This is a genomic window from Aquifex pyrophilus (assembly GCF_054656935.1).
In genome coordinates, this window is the sequence record NZ_BAAHXJ010000004.1 from 19,303 (window position 1) to 44,907 (window position 25,605).

At 42.9% G+C, this 25,605-nt stretch carries 28 protein-coding genes and 1 tRNA gene; 19 read left to right on the top strand and 10 right to left on the bottom strand.

Going from position 1 to position 25,605, the window contains the following annotated elements:
* Positions 1–103: 103 nt before the first annotated feature.
* A complete protein-coding gene (locus ACYQZ0_RS02865) occupies positions 104–274 on the top strand; it encodes a hypothetical protein (protein WP_459775015.1) in 171 nt (56 codons plus the stop codon).
* On the opposite strand, the gene rpsT is transcribed toward ACYQZ0_RS02865, so the two are convergent.
* Both rpsT and sfsA read right to left on the bottom strand, forming a co-directional pair.
* Positions 265–549 carry a 30S ribosomal protein S20 gene (rpsT, locus tag ACYQZ0_RS02870; RefSeq protein WP_459775016.1) on the bottom strand — a complete coding sequence of 95 codons (285 nt, stop codon included), beginning with the start codon at positions 547–549 and terminating at the stop codon, positions 265–267. The genes ACYQZ0_RS02865 and rpsT overlap by 10 nt on opposite strands.
* Before the next feature lie 28 nt (positions 550–577).
* Complete coding sequence (gene sfsA / locus ACYQZ0_RS02875) at positions 578–1,225, bottom strand: DNA/RNA nuclease SfsA (protein WP_459775017.1); 648 nt, start codon at positions 1,223–1,225, stop codon at positions 578–580.
* A gap of 22 nt (positions 1,226–1,247) precedes the next feature.
* On the opposite strand from sfsA, the gene fabZ reads away from it, so the two are divergent.
* A complete protein-coding gene (gene fabZ / locus ACYQZ0_RS02880) occupies positions 1,248–1,700 on the top strand; it encodes a 3-hydroxyacyl-ACP dehydratase FabZ (RefSeq protein WP_459775018.1) in 453 nt (150 codons plus the stop codon).
* On the opposite strand, the gene ccsA is transcribed toward fabZ, so the two are convergent.
* A complete protein-coding gene (ccsA, locus tag ACYQZ0_RS02885) occupies positions 1,684–2,439 on the bottom strand; it encodes a cytochrome c biogenesis protein CcsA (protein ID WP_459775019.1) in 756 nt (251 codons plus the stop codon). The two genes, fabZ and ccsA, sit on opposite strands and share 17 nt — an antisense overlap.
* Before the next feature lie 24 nt (positions 2,440–2,463).
* On the opposite strand from ccsA, the gene ACYQZ0_RS02890 reads away from it, so the two are divergent.
* The 15 genes from ACYQZ0_RS02890 to ACYQZ0_RS02960 all read left to right on the top strand — a co-directional run bounded on the left by ACYQZ0_RS02890 (position 2,464) and on the right by ACYQZ0_RS02960 (position 17,469).
* On the top strand, positions 2,464–3,039 hold the full coding sequence (locus ACYQZ0_RS02890) for an RNA methyltransferase (RefSeq protein WP_459775020.1): 576 nt from the start codon (positions 2,464–2,466) through the stop codon (positions 3,037–3,039).
* A gap of 1 nt (position 3,040) precedes the next feature.
* Positions 3,041–4,120, top strand: coding sequence for a phospho-N-acetylmuramoyl-pentapeptide-transferase (mraY, locus tag ACYQZ0_RS02895; protein WP_459775022.1), 1,080 nt, complete (start codon positions 3,041–3,043; stop codon positions 4,118–4,120).
* Positions 4,121–4,972, top strand: a complete 852-nt coding sequence (locus ACYQZ0_RS02900; protein ID WP_459775023.1) for a UbiA-like polyprenyltransferase — start codon at positions 4,121–4,123, stop codon at positions 4,970–4,972.
* Positions 4,973–4,974: 2 nt separating this feature from the next.
* Positions 4,975–6,156 (top strand): tyrosine--tRNA ligase, encoded by a 1,182-nt coding sequence (gene tyrS / locus ACYQZ0_RS02905; protein WP_459775024.1) that lies wholly within the window; start codon positions 4,975–4,977, stop codon positions 6,154–6,156.
* 2 nt (positions 6,157–6,158) lie between these two features.
* Complete coding sequence (locus ACYQZ0_RS02910; RefSeq protein WP_459775025.1) at positions 6,159–6,314, top strand: hypothetical protein; 156 nt, start codon at positions 6,159–6,161, stop codon at positions 6,312–6,314.
* Positions 6,315–6,323: 9 nt separating this feature from the next.
* Positions 6,324–8,036: a proline--tRNA ligase gene (locus ACYQZ0_RS02915; protein WP_459775026.1), complete on the top strand. Its 1,713-nt coding sequence runs from the start codon at positions 6,324–6,326 to the stop codon at positions 8,034–8,036.
* Positions 8,033–8,413: a RidA family protein gene (locus tag ACYQZ0_RS02920; protein WP_459775027.1), complete on the top strand. Its 381-nt coding sequence runs from the start codon at positions 8,033–8,035 to the stop codon at positions 8,411–8,413. The genes ACYQZ0_RS02915 and ACYQZ0_RS02920 overlap by 4 nt, the downstream gene beginning before the upstream one ends.
* Before the next feature lie 10 nt (positions 8,414–8,423).
* Complete coding sequence (gene dnaB, locus ACYQZ0_RS02925; protein ID WP_459775028.1) at positions 8,424–9,827, top strand: replicative DNA helicase; 1,404 nt, start codon at positions 8,424–8,426, stop codon at positions 9,825–9,827.
* A gap of 30 nt (positions 9,828–9,857) precedes the next feature.
* Positions 9,858–9,933: transfer RNA gene (locus tag ACYQZ0_RS02930), tRNA-Asn, on the top strand.
* Between the two features lie 31 nt (positions 9,934–9,964).
* A complete protein-coding gene (locus tag ACYQZ0_RS02935; protein WP_459775029.1) occupies positions 9,965–12,178 on the top strand; it encodes an N-6 DNA methylase in 2,214 nt (737 codons plus the stop codon).
* Between the two features lie 12 nt (positions 12,179–12,190).
* Positions 12,191–13,606, top strand: a complete 1,416-nt coding sequence (locus ACYQZ0_RS02940) for a restriction endonuclease subunit S (RefSeq protein WP_459775030.1) — start codon at positions 12,191–12,193, stop codon at positions 13,604–13,606.
* Positions 13,603–15,393 carry an McrB family protein gene (locus ACYQZ0_RS02945; RefSeq protein WP_459775032.1) on the top strand — a complete coding sequence of 597 codons (1,791 nt, stop codon included), beginning with the start codon at positions 13,603–13,605 and terminating at the stop codon, positions 15,391–15,393. The genes ACYQZ0_RS02940 and ACYQZ0_RS02945 overlap by 4 nt, the downstream gene beginning before the upstream one ends.
* Entirely contained in the window at positions 15,344–16,609 is a 1,266-nt protein-coding gene (locus tag ACYQZ0_RS02950) for a 5-methylcytosine restriction system specificity protein McrC (protein ID WP_459775034.1), read from the top strand. Before ACYQZ0_RS02945 ends, ACYQZ0_RS02950 begins: the two co-directional genes overlap by 50 nt.
* Positions 16,610–16,708: 99 nt before the next feature.
* Positions 16,709–17,029, top strand: coding sequence for a hypothetical protein (locus tag ACYQZ0_RS02955; protein WP_459775036.1), 321 nt, complete (start codon positions 16,709–16,711; stop codon positions 17,027–17,029).
* A complete protein-coding gene (locus tag ACYQZ0_RS02960; RefSeq protein ID WP_459775038.1) occupies positions 17,029–17,469 on the top strand; it encodes a ribonuclease H-like YkuK family protein in 441 nt (146 codons plus the stop codon). The genes ACYQZ0_RS02955 and ACYQZ0_RS02960 overlap by 1 nt, the downstream gene beginning before the upstream one ends.
* Here the strand turns inward: ACYQZ0_RS02960 and ACYQZ0_RS02965 are convergent.
* Genes ACYQZ0_RS02965 through ACYQZ0_RS02980 form a run of 4 tightly spaced genes read right to left on the bottom strand, consistent with a single transcriptional unit; the run spans position 17,466 to position 19,666 of the window.
* Positions 17,466–18,092 carry a methylthioribulose 1-phosphate dehydratase gene (locus ACYQZ0_RS02965; RefSeq protein WP_459775040.1) on the bottom strand — a complete coding sequence of 209 codons (627 nt, stop codon included), beginning with the start codon at positions 18,090–18,092 and terminating at the stop codon, positions 17,466–17,468. The genes ACYQZ0_RS02960 and ACYQZ0_RS02965 overlap by 4 nt on opposite strands.
* Positions 18,089–18,454, bottom strand: a complete 366-nt coding sequence (locus ACYQZ0_RS02970; RefSeq protein ID WP_459775042.1) for a cupin domain-containing protein — start codon at positions 18,452–18,454, stop codon at positions 18,089–18,091. The genes ACYQZ0_RS02965 and ACYQZ0_RS02970 overlap by 4 nt, the downstream gene beginning before the upstream one ends.
* Positions 18,451–19,122 carry an acireductone synthase gene (mtnC, locus tag ACYQZ0_RS02975; RefSeq protein WP_459775043.1) on the bottom strand — a complete coding sequence of 224 codons (672 nt, stop codon included), beginning with the start codon at positions 19,120–19,122 and terminating at the stop codon, positions 18,451–18,453. Before mtnC ends, ACYQZ0_RS02970 begins: the two co-directional genes overlap by 4 nt.
* The gene (locus tag ACYQZ0_RS02980) at positions 19,115–19,666 is read right to left on the bottom strand and encodes a 1,2-dihydroxy-3-keto-5-methylthiopentene dioxygenase (RefSeq protein WP_459775044.1); all 552 of its coding nucleotides are present in this window, start codon (positions 19,664–19,666) and stop codon (positions 19,115–19,117) included. The genes mtnC and ACYQZ0_RS02980 overlap by 8 nt, the downstream gene beginning before the upstream one ends.
* A gap of 40 nt (positions 19,667–19,706) precedes the next feature.
* Between ACYQZ0_RS02980 and ACYQZ0_RS02985 the strand changes: the two genes are divergently transcribed.
* The gene (locus ACYQZ0_RS02985; RefSeq protein WP_459775045.1) at positions 19,707–21,365 is read left to right on the top strand and encodes an ATP-binding protein; all 1,659 of its coding nucleotides are present in this window, start codon (positions 19,707–19,709) and stop codon (positions 21,363–21,365) included.
* The gene (locus ACYQZ0_RS02990; RefSeq protein WP_459775046.1) at positions 21,337–22,410 is read left to right on the top strand and encodes an N-acetylmuramoyl-L-alanine amidase; all 1,074 of its coding nucleotides are present in this window, start codon (positions 21,337–21,339) and stop codon (positions 22,408–22,410) included. Before ACYQZ0_RS02985 ends, ACYQZ0_RS02990 begins: the two co-directional genes overlap by 29 nt.
* Here ACYQZ0_RS02990 and ACYQZ0_RS02995 read toward each other — a convergent pair.
* The 3 genes from ACYQZ0_RS02995 to aspS are packed head-to-tail and all read right to left on the bottom strand — an operon-like array spanning position 22,391 to position 25,572.
* Positions 22,391–23,206 (bottom strand): MotE family protein, encoded by an 816-nt coding sequence (locus ACYQZ0_RS02995; RefSeq protein ID WP_459775048.1) that lies wholly within the window; start codon positions 23,204–23,206, stop codon positions 22,391–22,393. The two genes, ACYQZ0_RS02990 and ACYQZ0_RS02995, sit on opposite strands and share 20 nt — an antisense overlap.
* Positions 23,199–23,756: a Fe-S-containing hydro-lyase gene (locus ACYQZ0_RS03000; protein ID WP_459775050.1), complete on the bottom strand. Its 558-nt coding sequence runs from the start codon at positions 23,754–23,756 to the stop codon at positions 23,199–23,201. The genes ACYQZ0_RS02995 and ACYQZ0_RS03000 overlap by 8 nt, the downstream gene beginning before the upstream one ends.
* A gap of 4 nt (positions 23,757–23,760) precedes the next feature.
* Entirely contained in the window at positions 23,761–25,572 is a 1,812-nt protein-coding gene (gene aspS, locus ACYQZ0_RS03005; protein WP_459775052.1) for an aspartate--tRNA ligase, read from the bottom strand.
* Between the last annotated feature and the right edge of the window lie 33 nt (positions 25,573–25,605).

Genomic DNA, 25,605 nt, shown 5'->3' on the forward strand with positions numbered 1-25,605 from the left:
TTTAAAACCCTGTTTTAGAATTTCTCAAAAAATTGTTTTAAATTTGCCTTTTTCGTTTTAAAAATTTAGATTAAAACTCGTAAAAATCCCGAGGAGGTGTGTTATGAGCAAGGAATTAATCCAATTGCTTGAGGATGCAAACCTGATAACCTGTCTTGAGGAAGACGATTACTGCACAACTCAAGACCTTAAGGAGGAATACATAAGGTTAATTAAAGAGGAAGAGAGAAAGGAAGACTCCTACGTTGATTTCAGCGACACACCTCAGGATTGAGCCTGTTGTTGCTGGAGGGCTTTATTCAGGAGTGCGTAAACCCTTGAGGCTCTTCTCGCAGCCTCGTTCTTGTGAATAACTCCCTTTGAGGCGGTGTGATAAATAACGCTTATAACCTCGTTTATATACTCCTTAGCCTTCTCAATCTCTCCGTTTTCAATCATCCTCCTGAAGTTCTTTATGTAGGTTCTCATCCTTGAGAGGTGATACCTGTTTCTCAACCTTCTTCTTGCGTCCCTTCTCATTCTCTTCTTTGCCTGTCTCGTATTCGGCATTTCCTACCTCCTTCAGAAGTTTATTAGTTTAAATCTCAAAAGGTATCTTTTCAACAATTTTAACCTCCTCAAGCCCAACACTGCACTTATAAATTTCAACGGGAAAACCCCTCTCAACGTATTCGTAAAAAGCTTCGCAGAACTCCCTGTCCCTCTCGCAGTTAGGCATGAACCTATAAAAATCCTCCCTTTGAACCACAAAAACAAGAAGGGGATTATACCTCTTACTGAGCTTGATAAGCTCTCTTATGTGGCTTGCTCCCCTCTTTGTAGGAGCGTCGGGAAATAGGGCAACCCCGTTTTTAACGAGGTTAACGGATTTTACTTCAACGAGCTTATTTCTCACGAGGAAATCAAACCTGTGTTTTCCCACCTTTACCTCTCTCTTTATATCCTTAATGCCTTTTTCCCTTAAATACTCCTCGTAAAGCTTTACCGCGTAATGGGACTCTATGCAGACAAGACTCTTTTGTGCCCTTGAAAGTATGATTTCGTATCCGTACTTTCCGCCTTTCTTCTCCCTAACGAATACCGCGTTCCCGAACTTGAGGAGCTCCTCAAGCCTTCCCGTATTCCTTATAAGAGCCTTCTCAATTCTCCCTTTTAGGAAAATCTCTCCCACGAAACGGTTAAGCCTTCTGAGAAAGACAGCGGGCATTAAAGGAGGAAGAACCATAAAAAAATGTTAAAATGTCCTTATGGATATTCAGGAAATAATGAATATCTTGCCCCACAGGTATCCCATACTCCTCGTTGACAGAATACTTGAGATAGAAGAAGGGAAAAGGATAGTGGGGCTTAAGAACGTGAGCGTTAACGAGCCCGTATTTCAGGGACACTTCCCCGGCTTTCCCCTCTTCCCGGGCGTTTACATTCTTGAGGCCATGGCACAGGTCGGCGGGATACTCATGATAAAGTCCCTGAACCTTGAGATAGGGAAGTATGCTGTGGTTTTTGCGGGAATAGACGATGCGAGATTTAAAAAGCCCGTTTACCCCGGGGACCAGCTAATCCTTGAGCTTGAGGTGATATCCCTAAAAAAAGTTCTCTCAAAGATGAAAGGTGTCGCTAAGGTAAACGGGGAGGTTGTGGCGGAAGCAGTGTTGATGGCGGCAGCCAGAAAGCTTGAAGATATTAAAAGGAATGCCTGAAAAAGAGAAGGGCTATTAAACCCAGAAAGGTTCCGAGAAGGGAGAGAAAGGAAATTTGGGAAGGTTTAAATGCCCTTATTAAATACATATGGGAGAGGAAGGCGTAATAAATCCATAGAAGGAGCGTAGCGAGAAGTTTCGGGTCATTTACCCAGTGGATACCGAGGTACGCCTTCGCCCAGAGACTTCCGAATATCAACGTGAGCGTTAAACCCACGAAGGTCAAAATTATAAAGCTCTTCTCAAGCTTCTTTAAAATCCTCAGGGGAGCGAAAGGAAGCTTTATATTACCCCTCTTTAAACCCCTCTCAACGAGAATCTTTGAAAAGGAGGTAAAGCCCCCGAAAATAAGAAAAACGTAGGAAAGCCCCGCACTTATTATGTGAAGTATATAAAGGGGATTTGAAAAGCCGAGGGACCTTGAGGGAATGGTGAAAACGGTCGTCAGGAAGGCTATGAAGGAAACTATAGCCCCGAAAAGGGAGAAGTCATACTTCCTTGAGAGAAGTATAAACATAAATGCGGAAAGGTTTCCTATCAAAGAAACCATTCCGTAAATGTCCCCTACGGGAAAGGTTTTCGTTTTAACGTATTCCGAAAGAAGTGAAAGGAGATAAAGGGAAAAACCGATTCCCAAGAGGGCATAAGATACCTTTAATGCTCCCTTTCTCTGGGAGAAGTTCGCAAATAGAAAGGTAAGGAATGCGAGAAAGTATGAAAGCAATATAATGAAGGTCATAAATAGGAGTATAATTCCATTTCTATGAAAAACGATAACGTCTTTATAGCTCTTCTCCATTACCCCGCAATGGATAAGGAGGGAAAAATTATAGTAACCTCCTTCACGACGATGGACCTCCACGATATAGCACGTCCCGCAAGGGCTTACGAGATTAACAGGTTTTACATAGTCCAGCCCATAGACGCCCAGAGGATTGTTATCCAGAGACAGATAAACTACTGGCTCTCGGAAGAAGGAAGGAGGGCAAACCCCACGAGATACGAGATTGTTCAGCTCGTCAGGCTTGCCTACACCCTTGATGAGGTGATTGAGGATATAGAGAGGGAAAGGGGAAGGAGGCCAGTTCTTGTGGGAACGGATGCGAGAAAGTATCCGAACACGATTAAGTATTCTGAGTTGAAAAGGGAGATAGAAAAGAGGGACAGGGACTGGTTGATTATCTTCGGAACGGGGCACGGCATACCCCCCGACCTTATGAACACCTTTGACTACATACTTGAGCCCATATACGGAGCGGGGGACTGGAACCACCTTTCGGTAAGGAATGCGGTCGCCATAATACTGGACAGGCTTTTCAGCAGGAACAGGTGCGACTGAGATGCTTTACCACCTTGCCATAATCCTGAGGGATTACTGGTTCATCTTTAACGTTTTCAAGTACATCACTTTTCGTTCATTTACCGCCACGTTAATAGCCTTCTTCATAACACTCCTCCTTTCTCCCGCCTTCATAGAGAGGTTAAAGAAAATTCAGGGAATTTTCGGGGGATACGTCAGGGAGTACACGCCCGAGACCCACCAGAGCAAGAAATACACCCCAACTATGGGGGGTATAGTTATCCTCATAGTTCTTCTCATTTCCTCACTCCTCCTGATGAGGTGGGACGTAAGGCACACCTGGGTGGTTCTCTTTTCCCTTCTCTCCTTCGGACTCATAGGCCTTTGGGACGATTACGTCAAGCTGAAAAACAAGAAGGGGATAAGCATAAAAGCTAAGTTCTTAGCCCAGCTTCTTTTTGCTTTCATAACCTCCCTTCTCATTTACCTCTGGGCGGGAATAGATACGAAGCTATACTTCCCCTTCTTTAAGGATTTATACCTTGACCTCGGTCTTCTTTACATTCCCTTTGCCGTCTTCGTTATAGTGGGAAGTGCGAACGCGGTTAACCTAACCGACGGGCTTGACGGACTTGCGATTGGGCCCGCTATGACCACCGCGACAGCCCTCGGGGTTGTTGCCTACGCGGTCGGACACCACGGGATAGCGAAATACCTCGGCATACCCTACGTTCCCTATGCGGGGGAGCTTACGGTTTTCTGCTTTGCCCTCGTCGGTGCTGGGCTCGGGTTTTTGTGGTTTAACTCCTTCCCCGCACAGATGTTTATGGGAGATGTCGGAGCTCTCAGCATAGGCGCGTCCCTCGGGACGGTGGCACTCCTCATAAAGTCCGAGTTCATATTTGCTGTTGCCTCAGGCGTTTTTGTTTTTGAAACCATAAGCGTTATACTCCAGATAATTTACTTCAGATGGACCAAGGGGAAAAGACTTTTCAGGAGAGCTCCCTTTCACCACCACCTTGAGCTTGCGGGTGTTCCCGAGCCGAAAATCGTTATAAGAATGTGGATAGTATCCGTTCTCCTTGCTATAGTAGCGATTGCGATGCTAAAGTTAAGATAGATGGAAAGGATAAGGAGTTATGCCCAGCTCGTCAAGTTTGAACACACCATATTTGCCCTACCCTTTGCCCTCGCGAGCGTCTTAATCCTTGCGGAGGAATTCCCTTCCTTCTGGAAGCTCTTCTGGATTGTGGTCGCCCTCGTGAGTGCGAGAACAGTGGGCATGGCCTTAAACAGGCTGATTGATGAGCCCTACGACAGGTTAAACCCCAGAACCAAGAACTGGCCCCTCGTAAAGGGAGAGGTATCAAAGGAAGAGGTGAGGAGAATAATCCTTATAGGAAGCCTCATATTCATGTTTTCCGCCCTTATGCTTAACTTCCTTGCCTTCCTTCTATCACCGATAGTTCTCTTTTTACTCTGGTTTTACCCCCAGGCAAAGAGGATAACCTATTACCCCCACCTCGTTCTCGGTCTCGTTTACTTCCTGATACCCGTTGCGGTTGACGTTGCCCTAAACGAGAGGGTTTCCTTTACCGCTTTCATACTCGGTCTTGCTATGGCCTCCTGGGTTGCGGGATTTGACGTCCTTTACGCCCTTCAGGACTACGAGTTTGACAAAGAGGTGGGACTCAAGTCCATTCCCGTTAAATACGGAATAGAAAAGGCCATAAAGTTCGCAAGGGCCTTTCACACAATAACTTTTTTATCCCTCTTTATTCTCGGTTTATACCACGAGAGGCTCGGCTTTTTATACTTCCTCGGTTTAATCCTGATAGCCCTCTTCCTCCTTTACGAGCACAGCCTCATAAAGCCCTACGACCTTTCAAAAATAAATAAGGCCTTCTTTACGGTGAACGGCTGGATAAGCGTCGCTTTCTTTCTTATAGTCCTTCTGGATTACTATATTTAAGTATGACTCCCGAGGAACAGCTAAAGCTCATAAAAGAGGGAACGGTTGAGATAATAGAGGAAGAGGAGCTCCTAAAAAAGCTGAAAGAAGGAAGACCCTTAAGAGTTAAGGCGGGATTTGACCCCACCGCTCCCGACCTTCACCTCGGACACGTCGTTTTACTTCAAAAGCTGAGGCAGTTCCAACAACTCGGACACGAGGTTTACTTCATAATAGGGGACTTTACCGCGATGATAGGAGACCCGACGGGGAGGAATGAAACGAGACCTCCCCTCTCAAGGGAAAAGGTTCTTGAGAACGCAAGGACCTATGAACACCAGGTTTTTAAAGTTCTTCTGCCCGAAAAAACTACTATCGTTTTTAACTCAACCTGGCTTGAGGAACTCGGGACGAAGGGACTCATAGAGCTCTGCGCTAAATACACCGTAGCGAGAATGCTTGAGAGGGATGACTTCTCAAAGCGATTCAGAGAGGGCATACCCATATACATACACGAGTTCATATACCCCCTCCTTCAGGCTTACGACTCTGTAGCCATAAAGGCGGACGTGGAACTGGGAGGAACGGACCAGAAGTTTAACCTCCTAATAGGAAGGGACATACAGAGGGAATACGGACAAGAACCCCAGGTGTGCATAACCCTTCCCCTTCTTGTCGGACTTGACGGCGTGAGGAAGATGTCAAAGTCCTACGGGAATTACGTCGGCATAACCGAGGACCCAAAAACGATGTTCTCTAAGATTATGTCCATACCCGACGAGATAATGTGGGACTGGTTCCTACTCCTCACGGACTACACAAAAGAAGATATAGAGAAGTTTAAAAAAGAGATGCATCCTATGGAGGCGAAAAAGCTCCTCGCATACACCATAGTGAAACGCTTTCACTCCGAGGAGGAGGCAAAGGAGGCGAAGGAGTGGTGGGAAAGGACTTTCTCCCAGAGGGAGTTTCCCGAGGATGCACCCCTCGTTAAGCTGAAAGAGGATAAACTCAAGGCGGTTGACTTCCTTCTGAAGATAGGCGGGGCAAGTTCAAAGAACGAGGCAAAGCGTATAATTCAGGGAGGAGGGCTTAAGATAAACGGAGAGAAGATAACGAGCCCTCAGGAGGAGATAGAGATAAAAGGGGAGCTCAAAGTAAAGGTGGGAAAGAAGAAGTTCTTCAGAGTGATTAAGGAGGCGTGAGTATGAAGGGAGAGGCACTTCTCTTTATGCTCTTTTCCTGGATGCTCATATGCTCCCTTTCGGTATTTTGCTTTACGATGCTCTTCACACACCCCGAGGTTAAGAAAAAGGTAGAGAGGGAAGAAAGCTTTTACGAAGAGAGGGAAGAGATAACTTAAAATATTTTCATGCGTTGGAGCAGGTATTTTTTATACACAGAGAAGGAAGAACCCAAAGAAGCTGAAGCACCTTCCCATAGATTACTCCTAAAGGCGGGCTTCATAAAACAAGTTTCCGCGGGCATATACGAGCTTCTTCCCCCCGCATACAAGGTTCTCAAGAAGGTTGAGAACATAGTAAGAAAGGAGATGGACAGGAGCGGAGCTCAGGAGCTCCTTTTAACGGTTCTAAACCCTAAAGAGCTGTGGGAAGAAACGGGAAGGTGGGAGAGCTACGGGGAAGAGCTATTCAAACTCAAGGACCGAAACGGAAGGGAGTACTGCCTCGGACCTACCCACGAGGAGGAGATAACGGACCTCGTTAGGAGAGTCGTTCGCTCTTACAGACAGCTTCCCGTAATCCTCTACCAGATACAGGTGAAGTTCAGGGATGAAAAGAGACCGAGGTTCGGACTCATAAGGGCAAGGGAGTTCATAATGAAAGATGCTTACTCCTTTGACACCGACGAGATGTCCGCAATGATTTCATACGAAACTATGAAGTTCGCATACCAGAGGATATTCAATAAACTGAGGTTAAACGTGATAATGGCTGAAGCGGACGTCGGACAGATAGGGGGAAAGATGTCCCACGAGTTTATAGCCTTCACCGATTACGGGGAGGCTAAGGTCGCCTACTGCGAGAACTGCGGATACGCCGCAAACGCCGAAATAGTGAGCCTTCCAAAGCCCCCGGAGGAAAAGGAAGAGGAAAAGCCACTCCAGAAGGTTCACACGCCCAACGTTCACACAATTGAGGAGCTTGCAAACTTCCTGAAGGTTCCTCCATCAAAGATAATGAAAGCGGTTCTCTACATGGTTAACGAGAAAGAGCCCGTCCTTGTTCTGATAAGGGGAGACAGGGAGATTGACGAGAACAAGCTTGAGAAGGTTCTCGGAACCGATAACTTCAGGCTCGCTACCGACGAAGAGGTTCATAAGCTCCTTGGAACGAAGAAGGGATTTATAGGCATATTTAACTTGCCGAAAGGCATAAAGATTCTCTGGGATAACTCCCTTTACGGCGTCAAAAACCTCGTTGTCGCCCTGAACGAGCCCGACTGGCATTATATAAACGTAAATCCCGGAAGGGATTTTGAATACGGGGAGTTTGTTGACGTTGCCCAGGTGAGGGAAGGAGACCCCTGTCCCAAGTGCGGTTCACCCCTCAAGGTGAGGAGGGGGCTTGAGCTCGGACATATATTCCTCCTCGGAACGAGGTATTCGGAACCGATGAAGGCTTACTTCACAGACAGGGACGGAAAGGAAAAGCCCATAATAATGGGATGCTACGGGATAGGCATATCAAGAATTCTCTCGGCACTCGTTGAGCAGTATCACGACGAGAAAGGTATAAAGTGGCCGACACCCGTCGCACCCTTTGAGCTTGACGTTATACTCCTGAATACGAAAGACGAGGAAATGAAACAGGTCGCGGAAAAGATATACCTTGAGGCGGAAGAAAAGGGCATAGACGTTATATACGACGACAGAGATGAAACTCCCGGATTCAAGTTTGCGGACGCGGACCTCGTCGGATTCCCCTACAGGATAGTTGTCGGAAAGAAGGTAAAGGAAGGAAAGGTGGAGGTCCAGAGCAGGCACACAGGCGAAAAGTGGGACGTCCCGATAGAGGAAGCGGTTAACTTCGTCAAGGAGAAGATTGAGGAGGACAAGAAGTGAGGGAGATAAGAACCAATAGGACCCCCTCCCCCGTAGGGCCCTACTCCCAGGCGGTTGAGGTGAACGGATTTATATTCCTCTCGGGACAGATAGGCATAGACCCCGAAAGCGGAAAGCTGAGGGAGGGCTTTAAAGCTCAGGTTGAGCAGATATTTAAAAACCTTGACGCTATCTTAGAAGAGGCGGGAATATCAAGGGAGAATATAGTTAAGGTTAATATTTACCTAACCGATATAACTAAATTTAAAGAGTTGAACGAGATTTACGAAGAATACTTTAAGGATGTGAAAGTTAAGCCTGCGAGAGTTACCGTTGGCGTGAAGGAGCTCCCCCTCGGTGCGGAGGTAGAGATAGAAGTGACCGCGGTCAAGAAGTAAATTTTTAAGAATGCAGTTTCAGGAAAAACTACCCTGCGACGAGTCCGCTGAAAGAGCCGTTCTCGGGAGTATGATTGTTGACCCCGAGAACATTCCCATAGTCCTTGAAAAACTCAGATTAGAAGACTTCTGCAACGAGGACCACAAAATCCTTTTCTCCCTGATACTTGACCTATGGCACGAATACGGGAATGAGTGGGATGCAGTTATTCTTAACGATTACATAAGAAAGAAAAACCTTGAGACGAGGCTCCCCCCCGACTGGATAGACGAGCTCATGGACGAGGCGGTCGGCCCCGAAACCCTTGAGCACGTATGCCAGATAGTTAAGGAGAAGTCCGCAAGGAGAGCGATAATAGAGCTCGGAATAGACCTCATACACAAGGCGAGGGAGGTGAGCGATTTTTATACACTCATAGAAGACGCCCAGATGAAGATATTCAACATAGCGGAGGGGGCTACACCCACCCAGTTTTACCACGTAAAGGAAGTAGCGGAAAAGGTTATAGAGCTCATAGACAAGTTCAAGCACTCCGAAAGAGTTGTCACGGGAATTCCCTCGGGATTCATAGAGCTTGACATAAAAACGACGGGATTCCACCCCGGGGACCTCATAATCCTCGCGGCAAGGCCTGGTATGGGAAAGACCGCCTTTATGCTATCCATCGCTTTTAATATAGCGAGCCAGGAGGAAAAACCCGTTGCCATATTCTCCCTTGAGATGAGCAAGGAACAGCTCGTGATGAGACTTCTCTCAATGATTTCCGAAATCCCTCTATTTAAGATAAGGAGCGGTACTATATCGGATGAGGAGATGAAGAAGCTTGAGGCTGCAGCCCTTGAGCTTTCCAAATACGAGATATTCCTTGACGACACGCCCGCCCTTACGACGACGGACCTCAGAATAAGGGCGAGAAAGCTGAAAAAGGAGAAGGGAGTTGAGTTCATAGCGGTTGATTACCTTCAGCTACTCAGGCCTCCCGTAAGGAAGCAGTCAAGACAGGAAGAGGTCGCGGAGGTATCAAGGAGCTTGAAGGCACTCGCGAAGGAGCTCGGCATTCCCGTTATGGCTCTGGCCCAGCTCTCCCGTGAGGTTGAAAAAAGAAGCGACAAAAGACCCCAGCTCGCGGACCTCAGGGAATCGGGGCAGATAGAGCAGGACGCGGATCTCATTCTCTTCCTCCACAGGCCCGACTACTATAAGAAGAAACCCTCACCCGAAGAGCAGGGAATAGCGGAGCTCATAATAGCGAAGCAGAGACAGGGACCAACAGACATAATAAAGCTCGCTTTCGTTAAGGAGTTTACGAGGTTCTCAAACCTTGAGGTTGATGAAACCGAAAAACAGGAAGAGGACATATCCGAAATCCTTGATACTCAAGAGGAAGAAGAGGAGCTTGATATTGACTTTTAAAAATTGAGGAGCTATAATATTTGACTGGTATCCGGGGTAGCTCAATCGGCAGAGCGGGTGGCTGTTAACCACCTGGTTGGGGGTTCGAGTCCCTCCCCCGGAGCCATTTTAATCGTTATAAGAGTAGGTAAGATAAAATGAGCTTGGTAACAGAAATCCAAAAAGTACATGATTTTTTATATAAGGAAATAGGAAATACGAAAATTTTATTGCCTTTAATGTTAACAATACTGGATAAATACAAAGAAAAAAAGAAATCTGGAAGCACTGATCCGCTGAATGATTTAAAAACAGAATTGCAGAGATTAGACAGGAGAATGATGGAGCAAACGCTACAAAAAATTAGACGAGAACATTCTAATTTAAATCCATTGCTGGAACGCTTAATAAACGACTCTTTAAATGCAATAAGCCCCGATAGGCTTCCAGATGCTAAAATAGATAGAGCAAAGCAAAGAATACTCAAGGCTGATAATTTCTTAAGAGGTTTGGAAAGAGAAGAAGATTTCATCGGTATTCTTTTTGAAACTTTAGCCGCTCATAGCGGAGTGTTTGATAAAAAGGAAGGACGCTTCTTCACTCCCAAAAATATTATTCTTATTGTAGTAGAAATAGTTGGTTCTCTTTTTGAGAAAAATTCTATTGAGTTTTCTAAACTATCGGTTTGTGATCCATGTTGTGGTTCTGCCAGATTCTTAGTTCACTGGGTAAATAGACTGAAAAGGGAATATGATTTGTCTGACGAAGAAACACAACAAATTTACTCAAATAAACTTTTTGGAATAGATATAAGCCCGGATGTAGCAAGCTGGGCAGCGTGGAACATGATTTTCCACGGAGATGGAGCATCAAATATAGAAAATGCAGACTCATTGAACTGGTATGGCTTTTTGGTTTATTGGGATTTGATTCAGAAGTTATTGGAAGAACTTCCAGAGAAAATAAACGAACTGAAAAGAATATACCGACAAAGAGATATTTTAGAAATAACTAACCAAATAGAAAAAATTTCTTTGCAAGTTCTTAGACTGAAAGGGAAGAATGAAGTGGATCTAGAATCTGAGGAAATAAAAAACCTGTTTATAATGCTTGATAAATTGTTAGGCCTTCATCACAGACTAAATTTAAGCTGGGATACTCTTGATGAGCTTAGCCGAAGACGAGATTTTAAGAGCATAGCAGAGATAATTAAATTGAACTGGTCAAATACTCATCCAGAAATCAAGAACGGATTTGATTTGGTCATAACGAATCCTCCTTTTGGTAGAGGAAGCCAAGACTTAATGGTTACGAATCCTTTTATTCTGTGCCAATACAAACTAGCAACTGAGCTTTGGCTGGGTGATATGAGTAAAGAAATTACCGAAAAACTTTTGGAGAAACAATTTAGAGACATTGCAGATTTTTACAGGCAATGTTTAGAAGAGTTAGGAATTAGTGAAATAAAGGAAGAATATGAAATAAAATTCAAAGACTTGCCAAGCGATTTGTTAAAAGAATTGGCATCCAAATACGATGTTTCAACGCAAGGAAGGACTAAAAATCAAATTGTAGAGGAGTTGCAAAGCAAACTTAACCGTGAATTTTTAACAGATGGTGAGTTATCTTTAGATTTAGACTCGTTACCCGATTCGTTCATCAAGAAACTTGCATCTAAAATTCTTTATGAAAAAGAAGGTGGAAAATCCAAAGTTGGTGAATTTTTGTATGAAAAGATTAAAGAAAAGTTGGGAAGAGAATGGATAACGATTGAAGATGTTTATGATTATGCGAGAAAGATCACTATAAAGGATAGTGCTACGGGTGATGAGCATACAATCTATTATGATGATAACGGAAATCCAATACTTTTCAAGGATGCTTTACCGAAGCAAGTTGTCTTCCTTGAGAGTTTCCTGAGGTTCGTTAAAGAAGGAGGATATATTTTCACTGTAGTTGATACTGGCGTTCTGTCTAACAGCGAAGACGAATATGTCAGGAGATTTCTTTACAGAAACTCAAGAATTCATGCTATTGTGGAGTTTCCGCACAATGCCTTCAAAGCTGCCGGAACAGGCGTTAAGACTGCTGTGATTCTTTATCAGAAAATGAAAAATCCACCTGAAGATTACGAAATCTTTGGTTCATTACCTCAAAATCTCGGCTACATACTCAACAAACAGGACACTCCACCAGACCCGGATCACAACGATTTGGGAAAAGTTCTTTGCGACTGGAGAAATTACATAGGCTTGGGCAGGATGTGCGAAGCTTGTAGAGAAGAAAATGCCATTCTGGAAGAATGCTGCGATTGGTATAAAAAAGAATATTGCCCTGTCTGGAGGGAGAAAATTGAAAAAGCAGATTTGTAAGGGTGTGGAAAGATGAAGGTAATATCTGAAATCTCTGTAGTTTCAACGCTTCAGGAATACCAAATGTTTAAGAGGGCAGATCCTTATTCAGTTCATCCAAGGAAAGTGAGGAGTATTGAAAAGATAGAAGAAGTAGCCGAAGAAAAAGGTTATGATATCTTACCTTTGATAGATTTATTAGAAATTCCACCATCATCAGGAAGAGGCGGTTTACCTGTTATATCTAATGGAGAAGTCAAAATAGTAAAACCGGCAAATCTTACCGATTTATTCCTTGTAGATCTTACCGATTGTGAGAGAACTACTCTTGATGCTTACAATTCATCAGAAAAAGGACGATTGCAGAATCTGGATATTCTTGTCCTTTCTGCGGCTCATGCAGAAGGATATATTGGAACAAATACATCCATAGTTCATTTAAATGATGATAAGAAAGCGATTTGTATAGGGGAATTAATTCGTCTGAGACCTAATATAGACAGAATTAATCCTTATTATCTTACCCTTTACCTTAACAGCATAATTAGTAAATACATGCTCAATTACTCAGTAAGGGGTCAAACTGTTCATCTGTACCCAAAAGACATAGAACTTTTACCCGTCTTACTACCACCGCGAGAAATCCAAGATTCTATAGGCAACAAACTAAAGCAAGCCATAGAGGCAAAAATTGAGGCTGAGAAGAAGAGGAAAGAGATTGAGGAAATAATCTATAGAAATCTATTAAATATCCCAATCTATCCAAGAGAAATTTCATCAAAATATAATATTAAAGAAATCAAATCCACAAAGAGATGCGATCCTCATTTTCATAATCCAAAATTTGTTAAAATATTTGAATTCATAAAAAGCAAATCTTCTTATAAGATCAGGGATTTTTTCAAGCTTCTGAAAGGTGTTACACCGTCTGGGAACTACTATGATGAAGGAATACCTTTTATTAGAATACAAGACCTTACGCCTTTCGGAATTGATATAGAACACGTAGCCAAGATAAGAAAAGAAGAGGCGCCTGCTAATGCTACAATAGTTAGGCAATATGATATACTTCTTGCAATTACCGGGGCTACAATAGGTAAAATATCCATTTATCTTGAAGAAAAAGGTGCCTTTTGTACTTCTGATATTCTCATATTAAGACCAAAAGATAAGCTTTCCCATGAAGAAATATTCGGGTTTCTTGCGTTATTTTCAACACAACATTATAACTTAGTTTTTAAAAAGGGTGTGACTGGAGTTACAAACCAGCATCTTAGCGCTGAGTATGTTTCTCAAATACCAATTTTATTCAATAGATTGATTAAAGAGATTGGCGAAAAGTACAAAGATATAATCTTGAATTCTAAGAGATCAAAACAACTCCACTCTCAAGCCATGGAAGAACTTAACAAACTCCTTGGCTTAAATTCCAGAGGTGATAAATCATGAAAAAAGAAGAACTCATAAAAATTATAGAAGAATTTAAGCAAAACTACCTCAACACCCAGCAGGGTAAAAAGCATTTAGAAGCATATAACAAAGAAAGAGAAGAAGTAAGGAAGATTTTTAATGAAATTAGAGAAAGGAAAGAGCGTGGAGAAGATGTAACAAAACTTGTTCTGGATTATCTGCTTCCGATAAAAAGACAATCTGTAACTCCTGCCGGTGTTAAAACAATAGAAGCCTATTACAAAAGAGCTGGTGAGTCCTTAAGTGAGGAGGATTTACCAAAACTGGCAGATGCAATTTTTAATCTAATAAATGAATTGGTAAATAATGCAGATGATGAAAATAAACAAAAGGAAATTATCAACAAATTTGTGTCCAGCCCTTACTCAAGAGGGTTACAGTCAGGTATTATTTCTCCCATTTTATACTACATAGAACCAAAATATCTACTCATTAACATTAAGGTAGTAGATACCGTGAGATTCATTTCAAGAGAATTCATGCATCAAGAAATCAGGTTGTCTACCTCACTCGAGGAGTACATTGCTAATAATGCTAAGCTGAAAGGCTTTCTTGAAGTGTTATCCAAAGAAGCTCCGGAATTCAAAGATTTTGATGTGTTTGATATGTTCTGTCACTGGATGTGCGACAAAAATTTAGGTGGTTATGCAAGAAGGGTTGTTTACGTTCCACATGAAGAAAGAGAGGCAATTGAACTTGCCCAAACAACAGATGATCCGAAAGTATTAGAAGAACTCTATAAACAACAAAAGGAGAAGCCAAGAGTTGTAAAAGCTATTGTTAACAATCCATATTGCCCGTCTAATATCAAAAGGGATTATCTGGATTATGTCCTCAATAATTATCTTAGGGCATATAGAGCAAGATTAAGAACATACATCACTGACTGGGATGAACTCCTTGATGCTATGGAGATATGTCTTGAAGTGTGGAATCCTCCTCGTGAGGTTGCACCCATCCCAGAAATTGACTTAGAAGATCCGAGAATGAGAGAAATTTTCGAATCATTACAGAACTACAAACAAGTTATTCTCTATGGTCCGCCGGGAACGAGCAAAACATATTATGCTAAGGGCTTGGCATTTGCTATTGCTAATGACCAGAACAATATTGAATTTGTCCAATTTCATCCTTCATATTCGTATGAAGATTTTGTGGAAGGGATTTTCCCCGAGGTAAATGAAGATACGGGACAGGTAACCTTTAAAATTGAAGATAAGATTTTCAAGAGGCTATGCAAAGAAGCGGAAAGAAATCCAGATAAAAATTATGTCCTTATAATTGACGAAATCAATAGAGCAGATTTGTCAAAAGTTTTTGGAGAGATATTCTCTGCTCTTGAGTACAGGAAGGAAGCTGTTAAATTGCTGTATTCAAGAGAGAGTTTAGTAATTCCTACGAACTTATACATCATTGGCACTATGAATACATTGGACAAATCCACAATCGACATAGATTTTGCTTTGATGAGGCGATTCAAATTCTTTGAGATTGGTCCAGATAAAGAGGTTTTAAGAAAAATACTGAAAGAAAATGGAGTAGAAAATGATTTAATTGAAAAGATTATAGATGTTTTTGAAAAGATACAAGAGTTCTACCCGTTAGGACATGCCTACTTTAAAGATGTAAAGTCTAAACAAGACCTGAAATTACTTTGGGAGCATCAATTGTCTTTTCTCCTAAAAGAATATTTTACAGATTTAAAGAAAGATGTTTATGAAAGAATTAAAGAGATATATTGGGAGGGGCTTGGACTTGAGGATTGATCTTAAAGAATGGCAGGATATAGGTGAACTGCCCGAATTTAGAGATAATCCTTTCTTGCCGATCAGAAGTATCCCACCAGAGATTAAACAGTTCATTGATATTTCAGACGTTTCCCCAAATGGAGTAAGGATTAAGGCAAAAAACTATGTTGGCATTCTACCCCTAAGCGAAGAAATTATACTAACAGTAAATCCCAAAGCACCCATAGAAGATTTCCTCTATATACTCTACAAAGCACAAGGGAGAAGCGTATCAGTAAAAGAATTAAAAGAAATAGTGCATGCTGGAAGGAGATATGCGAGGGACTATCCCAATATTTTTCATTTTTTAATATACGTTCTTTTAGTTGAGTTAGAAAAGATAAGAAGTTTTGGCTTATTAAAAACATCAAAGTTTACTGTTCAGAATAGAGTTGTAAAAGGGAAATTATTGGTTAAGGACACAATTAATAGTTGGTTAAAAGGTAAAACATCAACTATTATATTTGGGAGTTTTGAACTGTCAAAAGACAATCCTGTAAATAGAGCTATAAAATTTACTTTAAGACTACTTTTATCCCTGTATTCACAATTTTTGGAAGAGGAAATAAGAGATAACTTTTTTGAAAAATATAAATGGTTTGAAAGCATTCCACTTGGACAAGGAACCGAGTTTGTAAATGACATAGAAAAAATAATTACTCACAGCTCTCTTCCCAGTAGTAGAAGCTATTACTATGATATACTTAATTTGTGCATATTCTTTATCACACATTCCACTTTAGAATATACTTCATCAAAAAAAGTTAAGGTGAAATCATTTGTTGTTGATATGAATAAAGTCTTTGAGGAATATATTTATAACATCCTTAAGGAAAATTTAAAGTATCCATATAAAGTAAAAAGATATCAAAAACAACCTCTCTTCGATAATACACTAAAATATAAAATTGAACCCGATTACTTAATTCTAAAGAATGATAAAATTAAGCTTATTATTGATACAAAATATAAAAGTGGACCAATAACTAATGATTTTTACCAAATCTTGGTTTATGCAGATAGATGTAATACAACAGAAAGTATGCTCATTTATCCTTCTTGGGTTGGTAAAACTTACATAGAGTCTTTTGTATTCAAAAATAAAAAAGTAAAACTTTTATACTACAATATGTTAAATATTGAAGAATCAGAAAGGATTTTAATTTCATCTATAGTTGGGGAAAATGCCTTATAGTTACACCAGGACCGCTTTTGCAGTTGTAGGAATGCCTCTTTAAGAACTTTATTTCAGCGTTTCACGCAAAGTAATAAAAATAATTATATATTTAATGATATGAAAGTTAAGGAGCTTTCCGAGAAGCAGAAGGAGTTTCTGAAAAACGTTTTTGAGATTGATGAGCTTCCCGAGGAAAAGGAGCTGAAGGAATTCCTTGAGGAAAAGGGGTGTAAGCTTTACGAGTGTAAGGGTTGCGGAAAGCTTATATTCCACGATAACTACGAGTTCTGGAACTTAACCGATTGTTGTGATGATAACTCTAAGCTGGTTGAGGACGGAGTTTTATGTGAGGTCTGTTATGCGAGGACTCCCGAGAATTTGAAGGACTGGATATTCTTCCGACCTACCTGGTATCAAAAGGTTGATTTTGAAAAGTAATGCCTTCCTTCAGGGATATTGAAGAGGTTAGGGAGTTTATAAGAAAAACGGATAAAGATACCGCGGTTTATGTTGGCTGTGATTCAAGACAGCTGAGGGACAGAACGGTATTCGTCACCGTTATAGTGGTTCACCTGAGCTCAAAGCACGGGGCAAAGGTTTTCTGGAAGGTAGATAAGACAAAAAAAATAAGCTCTTTAAGACAAAGGCTTATGGAGGAAGTAAACAGGGCTGTTTACCACGCACTCCTTATTTCAGACGTAATTGATGGGAGACATTTTGAGGTTCATCTTGATATAAATCCCGATGAAAACACCGCCTCAAGCGTAATAGTTAAGGAGGCTGTCGGATACGTCCTCGCTCAGGGATTAAAGCCTGTTTTGAAGCCCGATGCTATAGCCGCTTCCTGTGCTGCGGACTACATAACGGAAAAGTATTAATTCTTTTTCAATAAAGATAGCTTTATCTCACAATCAAAAATGAACTCAAGGGCTTCCGTATGAATGAGGGCTTCCTTCATGCTCCTTCCCCACGTATAAAGCCCGTGCCCTTCTATTAAAAATCCGTATCTGTCTTCCGTATTCTTAAAGAACTCCTCAACCTTTCTTGATAGTCTCTCAATATTCTGGTCGTTGGGGAATACGGGAATTCTTATCTTTGCTTCGTGGGTGTGTATATCGGGAAAGGCCTTCAGAAGCTCGTAATCTTCAAGTTCAACAATATCTTTAAAAACCATTGATATAACAGTTGCGTTTGGGGAGTGGGTGTGAACCACCGCGTTAACCTCGGGAAAAAGCTTGTAGACCGCTACGTGTAGCAAGGTCTCCGCGGAGGGCTTTCCCTCTCCGATAGGTTTCCCGTTTCTGTCAACGAGGAGTATATCCTCAGGCTTGAGATTACCTTTATGCTTTCCAGAGCTCGTTATGGCTATATACTCCTCATTAATCTTTACGGAAATGTTTCCGCTCGTTGCGGGAACCCAGCCCCTCTGGTGGAGCTCCCTTCCCGCTTCTATAATCTCCTCTACCGCTTCCGAAAACTTCCTTAAGATTTCGTAATTCATAGCTCCACCTTAACGCTGTCCTTTCCGTCGTATTTGGGAGAGAAAACAGCGAGTAAAACCGAAATCTCAGAGGTGTTTTTATAAAAGTGAACCGCTTTCTTAGGTATAAAGGCAACGTCTCCCTCTTTCAGCTCCTCAACTCTCCCGTCAAGGTATAACTCACCTTTGCCTTTAAGAACTATAAAGGTGAGGTCGTGCTCCGCATGATAATGGGGCTTTTCCGAGGTCTTTATAAATACGAGAAGCTGAGTTATGTTCTCAGTCTCGTTTAGCTTAACCGCTTCAATTTCCCTAACACTCCCTATCTTCTCCTCTATCAACTCGTCAAGAACCTGAACCAGAGAGGGAGAAAACACCTTCATAGCTTCAACTCCTCAAAGCTCTTTATCTGTTCAAACTCGGAAGAAGGCTCAACTCCTTCCCTCACCGCTTGAAAGACCTTTATCCCCGCTTCCCTTGCTGCTTTCAGCTCTTCGGGGTTGTCGGATATAAATACAACCTCTTCAGGTTTTAAGTTTATCTCCTTTAGAATTCTCCTGTAGGATTCCGCTTCTTTCTTGCTTCCTATTCGCGTGTCAAAAAATCCGCTGAAAAGCTCAAGAATATTCCCGTAATTTGTGTGAGAAAAAAAGAGTTTCTGGGCTTTAACCGAGCCCGAGGAGTATATATAAACGGGAACACCTTTTTCTTTCCACTCCTTAATCTTCTCATAAGCGTCCTCGTAAAGGGGGGCTACGAGCTCACCGCTTTTGAATCCTTCCTCCCATATGTATCCCTGAAGCTCCTTAAGAGGCGTTATCTTCTTATCCTCTTCTATCCACCTTTTGAAGGTCTCAACCGCCTCCTCAAGGCTTAACTTCTTCCCGAGCAATCCATCCGTTTCCTCAATAATCTTCCTTATCTCGGGCTTTTCCCAGTTTTTCCTAAGGAATTCCTCAAGTCTTTCCTTTGAGTAGGGAAACATTACATCCTTCACGAAGGAGAGGGGGGCTATCGTTCCCTCTATATCAAGGATTACTCCTTTAATCATTTACGACTTCCTCGTATTTGGGAAACTTCTCCGCTATATCCGAGCCCGTGTACTGGGCCACCCATCCCTCTTCCGTGGTGAAGAGCCTTATACACTTGAAGTTCGGGCTGTCTCCCATATCAAACCAGTGTTTTGTATTTGGAGGAACGCTTATGAGGTCTCCCGCTGTGCAGTGGAGTATGTAAACCTTGTCGTTGGGGTGGAGGTAAAAAACTCCGTCCCCGTAAACGAAATACCTCACCTCAAAATCGCTGTGGGTGTGTTCCTTTAGAAATTTATCCCTAAGCTCCTGCTTCTTGGGATGGTCGGGTGTCATCGCTATAACGTCGTAGGATTTAAAGCCGTATTGCTTTATGAGCTTATCTATCTCATGCTTGTAAGCCTCTATAATTTCATCGTCCGAAGGATTATCACCGAGAGGTTTATTTGCGGTCCACCTCTCAAAGAGAACGTTTATCTCCTTGAGCTTCTTTGCTATCTCCTCGGGGGAGGTTATATCCTCTATAAGCTCACCACTTTCCGTATAAATCTTTAGCCTGCTCATAGGAAATATAATAGTTTATAAATATCAGAGGTAATAAATTATGAAGGTGGGAATAGTTCTCGGAACGAAGCCCTCAAATCCCCTTGAGTTCTGGGTGGGGGTTGAGAAGGGAAAACTCGTTCAGCTTGACGATGTCATAGTTGTAAACTCAAAGGCGGACGGCTCAAACACCGAAATAAAGTTTTACGGGATAGTTCAGGAAGTTGTTAAATATCTTGAAGGGGTTGAGCTCGTTTACGATGCCCAGCTCGTCAACAACGGCGTTGTTCCCGCAAATCTCGCATACATGGCTAAGGTCTCGGTTACCCGTATAGAACCCGAGATATTCATTCCCCCAAATCCGGGAGCCCCCGCATACAAAGCGGAAGGTATAGACTTTGAAAAAGCCCTTTACTACGACAATATGAAAAGAAAGATACCTGCAGGTCTTACGAGAAACGGGGACGTAGTTTATCTCAATTACGACTTTATAAACGGAAGGGAAGGGGCTCACATATCCATATCGGGAATGTCGGGAGTTGCTACAAAGACCTCTTATGCCCTGTTCCTTCTTTACTCCATATTCCAAAAGGCTGACGACAGGACAAAGATTCACGGAATTATATTCAACGTAAAGGGAAAGGACCTTCTATGGATAGATAAGAAGAACAAGAGGTTCACGAAGGAACACAGGGAGGCCTTTGAGAAACTGGGTCTTTCCCCCGAGCCCTTCAGGAACGTGTCCTTTTACGCACCACCCGAAATGGAGTGGAGCGATGTTCCCTCATCGGGAGACAGAAAGGAAGGGGTGAGCGTTTACAAGTGGTCAATGAAGGACTTTGCACAGGAAGGGCTCATTAAGTTTCTCTTTGCGGAAGGAGACGAGGGAGCCACATCCCTTCACTACGTAATAGACAGGGTTTCTGAAAAGCTCCAGCAACTCGCAAAAGACAGCCCCGGAAGCACTTTACTTGACGAGAACGGAAGGGAAATTAATTCCTTAAGCGACCTTATAAAGCTTTTCCACGAAGTAATAGAAGACAGGGAAACGAAGAGGGACCCTGACAGATACAGGGAGTGGTTCGGAACCGCTGCAACAGCAACCGCTTACGCTTTTTTGAGGAGGTTTCACCACGCCGCTTCTCATGTAAAACACCTCGTTCACGGGGATAAGACGAAACAGATAGACTGGAGGGATAAACAGCTTAGCGTTATTGATATCTCGGACCTCCACGGAATAGCAAAGATGTTCGTTGTCGGTTCAATCTTGAAGAAGATATTCAAGGAGAAGGAGGAAAGCGGAAATCCCTATCCAAAGGTATTCGTTGTTCTTGACGAGCTGAACAAGTATGCTCCCAAAGACAGGTGGAGTCCCATAAAAGACATACTCCTTGACATTGCGGAGAGGGGAAGGAGTCTCGGGGTTATACTCATAGGTGCTCAGCAGACCGCGAGCGAGATAGAAAAGAGGATAGTTGCGAACGCTGCGGTTAAGGTTACAGGAAGGCTTGACAGCAGTGAAGTTCTCAGCAAGGAGTATGAGTTTCTCACCGGAAACTTCCGACAGAGGGCTATAATGCTTAAGAAGGGGAACATGATTCTATACCAGCCAGATATTCCGAACCCCGTTATGATTAAGTTTCCGCTCTCCCCTTGGGCTACCAAGAAAGAGGAGGTGGAGGAGGAGATAAGTGTTCCCGAGGAGTTTTCTCACTTTTAGTTTACTCTTACTGATTGTAAGCTTTTCTTTCTCGCTCACACTCGTTAAGGTAAGGTACGGCGTTCATAAGGAAAAAATAAGAATAGTTTTTGAGCTGAATAAAAAGGTGAAGTATAGAGTCTTCGCTCTGGAAAGACCCTACAGAGTTGTTATTGATATCTTTGACAGAAAGGTAAAATTCAGGAAAATTTCCCTTCCACGCGGTATAAAATACAGGACGGGAACGCACCCTTGGGGAAAAAGGATAGTTTTACAACCTTCTTATGAGTATGAAGTAAAAGCTTTTTCTTTAAATAGACCATTCAGAATTGTAATAGACCTTTATAAGACCTTAAGGTTTAAACCCAAGTTCGTGAAAAAGGTAATAGTAATAGACGCGGGGCACGGCGGGAAGGACCCCGGAGCTATAGGATGGAGGGGAATAAAAGAGAAATGGGTAAATCTCAGAATAGCCCGCTATCTTGCCTATTACCTCCGTAAGGACGGAAGGTTTAAGGTAATAATGACGAGAAAAGGAGATTACTTCGTTCCCTTGGGCAAGAGGGCTGAGATAGCGGTAAGGAATAAAGCTCATTTGTTTATAAGTATTCACGCAGACGCAGCTCCGAGGAAAAACCCGAGGGCACGGGGAACCCAGATATTCGCCCTATCCCATCGGAGTGCGGAAAGAAAGAAGCGAGAGATGTTAAGGAATACGTATCTGGCTAAGCTTCTCATAAATAATGGAGGGTATAAATACAGGAGCACGAGATTAATTCTTACAGACCTCGCTTTCAAGATAACCCTTGAGGAAAGTGTTGAGTTCGCCAAAATCCTCGCACGGGAGCTTAAAAGGAACCTGAAAAGAAGGGTTTACTTTAAAGGCATAAAAAGAGCCGGGTTTGCGGTTCTGAAAACGCCCGGGACTCCATCTGTGTTAATAGAGGTCGGTTTTATAACAAATCCCTACGAAGCGAGAAGGCTTGCAAGCAGCAAGTTTCAAAGAAGGGTAGCCTACAGCATATACATGGCTATTCTCAAATACTTCAATCTAAAGCCGAGGTGAGCTTCTTTGCAAATTCGGGGTTTTTTGATAGAACGAACTTAATAATCTCCGAGGCTTTCTGAGGGTTCATGTTTGAGAGTATTTCCCCCGCCTTCCTCGGTTTTAGCCTGAGTATAACTTCAGAGGCGAGTCTCGGCGGTAGGTTTTCAATTGCTGGGGCTATCTCATCAGCTGGAGCCTTCTCTACAGCTTTTACAATTTTCTCAACCTTTTTTCTTTCCTCCTCGGTCAAGGGTGCCTTTTTTAGAGCTTCAAGCTTCTTCCTTTCCTCCTGAAGGAGTCTCACTTTTTCCTCAATAATTCTTAAGACTTCTTTAAAATCCTTATTTAAACTTTCCTCAAACTCTTTTTTGACCGCCTTTTGCGGTGCTGTTTCCCCGAATAGGAGAAGGGAAAAAAGTAAAAAAAGTCCCATTGATTTCTTAATCAGGTGTAGAAAGCCCAACTGCTGGAGCGTTATTGCTATCTCCTTTTTCAATACTTCCCTTTCCTTTTTCCTTTCTATAATTTCAAGGGATTTTATATCCCTCTTAACTTCCATTAGTTTTTCAATAAACTCCCTCTCCCTCCTTTCAATTTCCTCCAATTTCTTTTCCCTTTTCTCCACTTTCCTCATTATGCTTTTAAGAGTGTATATACTCCGAATACTTTTAGCCCCTTCCTTGACCCTTTCGTATTGGGAAATTAAATCCTCTATCTCCCTTTTGAGCCTTTCTTTTTCCCTTCGTAAGTTTAAAAGCCCCTTTTTTAACTCTTCCTCTTCCCTTTCCTTTACGTTCTTTACCTTCTCAAACATCTATCTTTGCGAACTTCTTTCTCCCTTCTTCAAAAACGTCTCCCCCGTATATGTCGTTTGCGACTACAACGGGAAAGTCCTCAACGTATAGCCTTCTTATGGCTTCGGTTCCGAGGTCCTCGTAAGCTATCAGCTCCGAGCTCTTAATGTGCTTCTGGAGGAGTGTCGCAACACCGCCGACCGCCGCAAAGTAAACCGCCTTATACTTCTTAAGGAGCTCCCTTACCTGGGGACTTCTGTATCCCTTCCCTATCATTCCCTTAAGACCGAGCTTAAGTAAGGGCTCAACGTACTTATCCATCCTTATCGCGGTTGTTGGACCCGCGGAACCTATCACCTGACCGGGTTTCGGAGGAGTGGGGCCAACGTAGTATATTATCTGGCCTTTCAGGTCTATGGGTAGCTCTTTTCCCCTCTGGAGGGCTTCAACCATTCTCTTGTGTGCTGCGTCCCTTGCGGTGTATATGTAGCCCGTTATGAGAACCTTATCGCCAGCCCTCAGCTCCTTTATCACGTCCTCCGTAAGAGGTGTCGTAATCCTCTTCTCCATAACTTTATTCTACTACTTTTATATGTAATTCCTTGAGTTGCTTCGGGTCAACGTAATCGGGTGCTCCCGTGAGGGGACATATACCCTTCTGAGTTTTGGGGAAGGCAATAACGTCCCTTATTGAGTCAAGACCGAGCATGAGTGCAACTACCCTATCAAGACCGAAGGCAAATCCCCCGTGGGGAGGTGCTCCGTATCTGAGAGCTTCAAGGAGAAATCCGAACTTCTCCTTCGCCTCTTCCCTACTTATCCCGAGGAGCTTAAACACGACTTCCTGTATGTCCTCCCTGTGGATACGGATAGAGCCCCCTCCTATCTCCTCCCCGTTTAAAACCATATCGTAAGCCCTCGCCCTTACCGAATGAACGAGCTCCTTCTTTTTCTCAAAATCCTCTGTCTCAAGGGCTTCCCTTAGCTTAGGAATATCCTCTTCCCTCGGCATCGTAAAGGGGTGGTGTAAGCTCACAAACCTTCCCTCTTCTTTGTCCCACTCCATTAATGGGAAGTCAACGACCCAGAAAACATCCCACTTTCCTTCCTCTATGAGCTTGTACTTCTTCCCGAGGTGTAGCCTGAGATTTCCCAAAATCTTGTAAACCATCTCCTTCTTATCCGCGGAAAAGAGTATTACATCACCGGGCTCGGCTTTCGTCCTCTCAAGGAGCTTTCTCGTTTCCTCCTCCGAGAAGAACTTAACTATGGGAGAGGTTAGTTTATCCTTTTCCACCTTTATCCAGGCAAGACCTTTAGCCCCGAGTCCCTGGACGTATTTAGTAAGCTCGTCTATCTCCTTCCTTGAGAGATTAGAACCTTTAAAGTTTATTGCCTTTACTATCCCTCCCTTTTCTATGACCGCTTTGAATACCTTAAACTCCGTATCCTTGAAGATATCGGTTAGCTCTATGAGTTCAAGTCCGAACCTCCTGTCGGGTTTATCGGTTCCGAACCTTTCCATAGCTTCGTGGTAGGAAATCCTCTCAAAGGGTGTTTTTAGCTCAACGCCGAGGAGCTCTTTAAAGAGCTTTGCTATCAGTCTTTCCGCAACGTCCATAACGTCCTCTTCTCTCACAAAGGACATCTCAAAGTCTATCTGGGTGAACTCTGGCTGTCTGTCAGCCCTTAGGTCTTCGTCCCTGAAGCACCTTACTATCTGGAAGTACTTATCAAAACCGGCAACCATGAGAATTTGCTTAAAGAGCTGGGGAGATTGAGGAAGGGCGTAAAACTTTCCGGGGTGAAGCCTTGAGGGAACGAGAAAGTCCCTCGCACCCTCGGGCGTTGACTTTGTAAGGAAAGGGGTTTCTATCTCTATGAAGCCCTCATCGGTAAAGAAGTTCCTCGTTATCTGGTAAACCTTATGTCTGAATATGAGGTTATTTTTCATGGACTCCCTTCTCAGGTCTATATACCTGTAGCGGAGCTTTATCTCCTCAGAGACGGGCGTTTCCTCCTCAACGGGGAAGGGAAGGACGTCGGAAATGTTAAAGACGAGAATTTCTTCAGCAACAACCTCAACGTATCCCGTTTTTAGCTTCGGGTTTTCCGTTCCCTCGGGTCTCCTCCTTACCTTTCCCCTTACACCTACGACGAACTCGGGTTTTAGCCTGTCCGCAATCTCGTAGGCCCTCGGACTGCTCTTTTCCTCAACGACGACCTGAACTATTCCCTCCCTGTCCCTCAAATCTATGAATATAACACCTCCGTGGTGTCTCTTCCTGTGAACCCATCCCGCGAGGTTCAATTCCTTTCCCACGTCCTCTAAGGATACCTCTCCGCAGTATTTACTCCTTCTGAAGTTTCCAAGGTTCGTAAGCATAGGAATTTATTTTTACACACTCCGAAAAAGAAA

Bases quoted from the DNA above. Each gene is read 5' to 3' on its own strand.
- ACYQZ0_RS02865 (WP_459775015.1), top strand. From the start codon at position 104: ATGAGCAAGGAATTAATCCAATTGCTTGAGGATGCAAACCTGATAACC.
- rpsT (WP_459775016.1), bottom strand. From the start codon at position 549: ATGCCGAATACGAGACAGGCAAAGAAGAGAATGAGAAGGGACGCAAGA.
- sfsA (WP_459775017.1), bottom strand. From the start codon at position 1,225: ATGGTTCTTCCTCCTTTAATGCCCGCTGTCTTTCTCAGAAGGCTTAAC.
- fabZ (WP_459775018.1), top strand. From the start codon at position 1,248: ATGGATATTCAGGAAATAATGAATATCTTGCCCCACAGGTATCCCATA.
- ccsA (WP_459775019.1), bottom strand. From the start codon at position 2,439: ATGACCTTCATTATATTGCTTTCATACTTTCTCGCATTCCTTACCTTT.
- ACYQZ0_RS02890 (WP_459775020.1), top strand. From the start codon at position 2,464: ATGAAAAACGATAACGTCTTTATAGCTCTTCTCCATTACCCCGCAATG.
- mraY (WP_459775022.1), top strand. From the start codon at position 3,041: ATGCTTTACCACCTTGCCATAATCCTGAGGGATTACTGGTTCATCTTT.
- ACYQZ0_RS02900 (WP_459775023.1), top strand. From the start codon at position 4,121: ATGGAAAGGATAAGGAGTTATGCCCAGCTCGTCAAGTTTGAACACACC.
- tyrS (WP_459775024.1), top strand. From the start codon at position 4,975: ATGACTCCCGAGGAACAGCTAAAGCTCATAAAAGAGGGAACGGTTGAG.
- ACYQZ0_RS02910 (WP_459775025.1), top strand. From the start codon at position 6,159: ATGAAGGGAGAGGCACTTCTCTTTATGCTCTTTTCCTGGATGCTCATA.
- ACYQZ0_RS02915 (WP_459775026.1), top strand. From the start codon at position 6,324: ATGCGTTGGAGCAGGTATTTTTTATACACAGAGAAGGAAGAACCCAAA.
- dnaB (WP_459775028.1), top strand. From the start codon at position 8,424: ATGCAGTTTCAGGAAAAACTACCCTGCGACGAGTCCGCTGAAAGAGCC.
- ACYQZ0_RS02935 (WP_459775029.1), top strand. From the start codon at position 9,965: ATGAGCTTGGTAACAGAAATCCAAAAAGTACATGATTTTTTATATAAG.
- ACYQZ0_RS02940 (WP_459775030.1), top strand. From the start codon at position 12,191: ATGAAGGTAATATCTGAAATCTCTGTAGTTTCAACGCTTCAGGAATAC.
- ACYQZ0_RS02945 (WP_459775032.1), top strand. From the start codon at position 13,603: ATGAAAAAAGAAGAACTCATAAAAATTATAGAAGAATTTAAGCAAAAC.
- ACYQZ0_RS02950 (WP_459775034.1), top strand. From the start codon at position 15,344: ATGAAAGAATTAAAGAGATATATTGGGAGGGGCTTGGACTTGAGGATT.
- ACYQZ0_RS02955 (WP_459775036.1), top strand. From the start codon at position 16,709: ATGAAAGTTAAGGAGCTTTCCGAGAAGCAGAAGGAGTTTCTGAAAAAC.
- ACYQZ0_RS02960 (WP_459775038.1), top strand. From the start codon at position 17,029: ATGCCTTCCTTCAGGGATATTGAAGAGGTTAGGGAGTTTATAAGAAAA.
- ACYQZ0_RS02965 (WP_459775040.1), bottom strand. From the start codon at position 18,092: ATGAATTACGAAATCTTAAGGAAGTTTTCGGAAGCGGTAGAGGAGATT.
- ACYQZ0_RS02970 (WP_459775042.1), bottom strand. From the start codon at position 18,454: ATGAAGGTGTTTTCTCCCTCTCTGGTTCAGGTTCTTGACGAGTTGATA.
- mtnC (WP_459775043.1), bottom strand. From the start codon at position 19,122: ATGATTAAAGGAGTAATCCTTGATATAGAGGGAACGATAGCCCCCCTC.
- ACYQZ0_RS02980 (WP_459775044.1), bottom strand. From the start codon at position 19,666: ATGAGCAGGCTAAAGATTTATACGGAAAGTGGTGAGCTTATAGAGGAT.
- ACYQZ0_RS02985 (WP_459775045.1), top strand. From the start codon at position 19,707: ATGAAGGTGGGAATAGTTCTCGGAACGAAGCCCTCAAATCCCCTTGAG.
- ACYQZ0_RS02995 (WP_459775048.1), bottom strand. From the start codon at position 23,206: ATGTTTGAGAAGGTAAAGAACGTAAAGGAAAGGGAAGAGGAAGAGTTA.
- ACYQZ0_RS03000 (WP_459775050.1), bottom strand. From the start codon at position 23,756: ATGGAGAAGAGGATTACGACACCTCTTACGGAGGACGTGATAAAGGAG.
- aspS (WP_459775052.1), bottom strand. From the start codon at position 25,572: ATGCTTACGAACCTTGGAAACTTCAGAAGGAGTAAATACTGCGGAGAG.